This window comes from Pseudomonas sp. JV245A (genome assembly GCF_032424515.1).
GTDB lineage: Bacteria > Pseudomonadota > Gammaproteobacteria > Pseudomonadales > Pseudomonadaceae > Aquipseudomonas > Aquipseudomonas protegens.
In genome coordinates this window covers 1-3,088 of record NZ_VYKE01000297.1, presented here as the reverse complement: position 1 = coordinate 3,088, position 3,088 = coordinate 1, and the positions used below count along the sequence as shown (strand labels likewise).

Annotated in this window: 4 protein-coding genes; 2 read left to right on the top strand and 2 right to left on the bottom strand. The window is 61.4% G+C overall.

Annotated features, from left to right (window positions below; translation table 11 throughout):
* Positions 1-592 (bottom strand): DUF1254 domain-containing protein (locus F6S12_RS30820; RefSeq protein ID WP_315869770.1); only part of this gene is annotated, 592 nt, incomplete at its 3' end.
* A gap of 9 nt (positions 593-601) precedes the next feature.
* Entirely contained in the window at positions 602-1,393 is a 792-nt protein-coding gene (locus tag F6S12_RS30815) for a hypothetical protein (protein WP_072441943.1), read from the bottom strand.
* Between the two features lie 398 nt (positions 1,394-1,791).
* Here F6S12_RS30815 and F6S12_RS30810 point away from each other — a divergent pair, with 398 nt between their 5' ends.
* Together F6S12_RS30810 and F6S12_RS30805 are read left to right on the top strand one after the other, a co-directional pair.
* Positions 1,792-2,235 (top strand): SRPBCC family protein, encoded by a 444-nt coding sequence (locus tag F6S12_RS30810; RefSeq protein WP_315869769.1) that lies wholly within the window; start codon positions 1,792-1,794, stop codon positions 2,233-2,235.
* Positions 2,236-2,278: 43 nt separating this feature from the next.
* Positions 2,279-2,962 (top strand): type 1 glutamine amidotransferase domain-containing protein, encoded by a 684-nt coding sequence (locus F6S12_RS30805; RefSeq protein ID WP_019095224.1) that lies wholly within the window; start codon positions 2,279-2,281, stop codon positions 2,960-2,962.
* Positions 2,963-3,088 lie beyond the last annotated feature (126 nt).

Sequence of the window (3,088 nt, the reverse complement as noted above, 5' to 3'; positions counted from 1 at the left end):
GGTCCGGGTCGAGCACGCGAAAGCCCACCAGCACGTTCATGGTTTGCGACTTGGCCAGGTAGTACTGGTCGGCGTCGGAAGGTTCCGGATGGCCCGGCGGCAGCACCAGGTACTTGCCGCCCTTGCCCTGGTCCGGGCCGGTCTGGCCCATGTCGGTGATCGCCCGTTGCCAGAAGTCGCCGACTCCACCAGCGGTGGGGCCGGGGGGCAGCTCGACGACCATCGGCCCGGTCTGGTTGAGGTCGACAAAACCCAGGATGTAGGGCGTGGTGGCGTTGGCGGTGATCACCCCGAGCTTGTCTTCGTAGCTTTCCAGGACCATCAGGTCGCCATTGCCGGCGTGCAGCTTATCGCGAAATTCCCCCTGCCACTGGGCGTAGGACACCAGCGGCAAGGCCCACAGGTAGCTTTGCGTGGCCTGCTGGAAGTCCAGCTCGGCAAACAGCCCGGCAATGGCGGCCCGGGCCGGCAGTTCGCCATCCATCTTGATCGCCGTCAGGCGGCTGTTTTGCGGCTCGGGCTGGGCGCCGACCCCGCAACTGGCGGCCAGGAGCAACAGGCTGAAACCGGCAGTGCGCAGTAGTGGCTGCATGGCGCGTCCTTATTTTCCGAAAGTGACATTGATCCCGGCGAACAGGGTGAACTGGGGCATGCCGTCGCCTTTGCGCTCCACGGTCCACTGCGGCTCGACGAAGGCGTTGAGAATGTTGTCACCGGCTTTCCAGGCCTTGCCCACCCCCAGGCCGATGGGGATGTAGTGGGTGTTGTTCTTCAGGTCGAAGGTCCAGGTGCCGGTGGAGCGCAGGTACCAGCCCCGGGGCAGGTTGTGGATGATGAAGGGCTGCAGGGTGGCGCTTTCGACATGGGCGCGGTCATGGTCGCCGGCAAATGAACTCTGGTACTGCACCAGGGCCCCCAGCAGGCCCCGGGGCGAGGCATCGATGGCCACTGCGGCCAGCCCGGCCTGCCATTTGCCGGTGCCCAGTTCGTCCTGTTCGGCGGTGGGTGCGGTGATCTGCGGGCCGATGCCCAGCTGCACGCCGTCGGTCTTGAGCAGGAAGATATCGAACAGGTTGAGGTCGCCGATGCCGGTGCTGTAGCCGTGGTGCGGATCGGGGCGGGTACTGACCGGCAGGGTGGCACGCAGCAGCTGGGGGACGCCGATGAAATCCGAGGGAGCGATGGGCAGGGTGCCCCGCAGCAGGGTGTCGTTGGTGTGGGCATTGCTGTCGTACAGGCGCGGGGTGTAGTAATCCTGCAGGTTGAGGCCGGGTGCAAGGTTCAGCGGGTTGTTGCTTTTGTTGGCGGTTTCCGCGTTGTCGGCCAGGGCCGGCAGCGATGAGCTCAGGGCGACTACGGCCCAGACGGCGGGCGCAAAAAATGCTCTGGACATGCAGGTTCAATCCTTTTGCGAACGGTCACCGAGCGGCACTTCTTGAGCCGTGGGTCAACTGATAGTGTTTCTCTCTAATACCCGTAGGAATTGTCTGATGACGCTAGCAGCTAACCTTCGCTTAGCCAGTCGAAAGGATTAATTCGTTGGTTTTTGTGCACAGGATCACTGCCGGGCTGTGGACAGGCAGTGCGTGGCGGGCAGCCCTTTGAAGGTGAGCGTCGGCGAATCTCTCTTAAAGTGTTTTGTGATTATTTCAATGTAATTTGTATGGTTATAGTGATTGATTTTTTATGTGCATAAAAACCATTAAAAACAATGAGTTATATGTTTTTAATGAAGTGGTTTGTAGGTTTGTGTGGGTGCCTCCTCAACAAAATCAGCAAGGATGAACCAGAATGCCCGTGGTCGAACGCACGACTTTCCTGGCCGGATACAGCCCGCAGCAGGTGCTGGATTTCTGCCTCGAAGGCGCCAACTTTCCGAAGATTTTCCCCGAGTGTGTCACACCCTTGGGGGGCCTCGATATCAATGACCTGCGCATCAGTGTCGGGCGCCAGTTCAGCTTCCTGCACTGGATGTTCGGTGTCATACCGGCGAAATGGACGGTGGTTATACGTGAGGTCGGCGATCGGCATTTTGTCGACGAGATGCTCAAGGGGCCGCTGCGGGCCTTTCGTCATGAGCACCGGGTCGAGGCCGCCGAAGGGGGCACCCTGTACACCGACCGGGTGACCTACAGGGCCATCGGTGGTGCACCTTTGGAGTGGTTGATGGTCAACGCCTACATGGCGCGGATTTTCGATGCCCGGCACCGCAACATGCTGCGGTTGCTCGGTTGATTGCCGTGCCTTGCCCTGTTTTCCAATGCCAAGGAGCATGCCCATGAGCAAGAAGATACTGGTGGTCCTGACCAGCGTGGCCAAATACCCCAACCTGGCCCGCGCCACTGGCCTGTGGCTGGGTGAGGCGGTGCATTTCGTGAAGAAGGTCGAGGCGGCGGGCTTCGAGGTGGATTACGTCAGCCCCAAGGGGGGCTACGTACCCATCGACCCCCATAGCCTGGCCATGGCCGACGACACCGACTGGCAGTGGTACCAGGACAGCGCCTTCATGAGCCGCCTGGGCTCGACCCTCAAGCCTTCCCAGGTCAGGGCCGGGGACTATGTGGCGATCTATTACGCCGGTGGCCACGGCGTGGTCTGGGATTTTCCCGATAACCCGGAACTGCAGGCCCTGAGCCGGGAGATCTATGAGCAGGGGGGCTATGTCAGCTCGGTGTGCCATGGCGCGGTGGGCTTGCTCAACATCAAGCTGGGCGACGGTAGGCTGCTGATCGCCGGCAAGCAGGTCACCGGTTTCTCCAATGAAGAGGAGAAACTCGCCGAACTGGATCAGTACGTGCCCTACCTGACGGAAACCGAACTGGTCAAGCGCGGTGCCCTTTACCAGAAGGCCGCTGCACCCTGGGCGCCGTTCGCGGTGGAGGATCAGCGGGTGATCACCGGGCAGAACCCGGCGTCCGGCGGCCCGGTGGCCGATCTGCTCCTGGCGCACCTCAACAAATAACCGTAGGAGCCGGCTTGCCGGCGAAGAGGCCGTTAAGGCTTGTGCACGGCTAGAAATCGCTTTCGCTGGCAAGCCAGCTCCTACACCGAAACACCCAGATTCACCCCTGTAGGAGCCGGCTTGCCG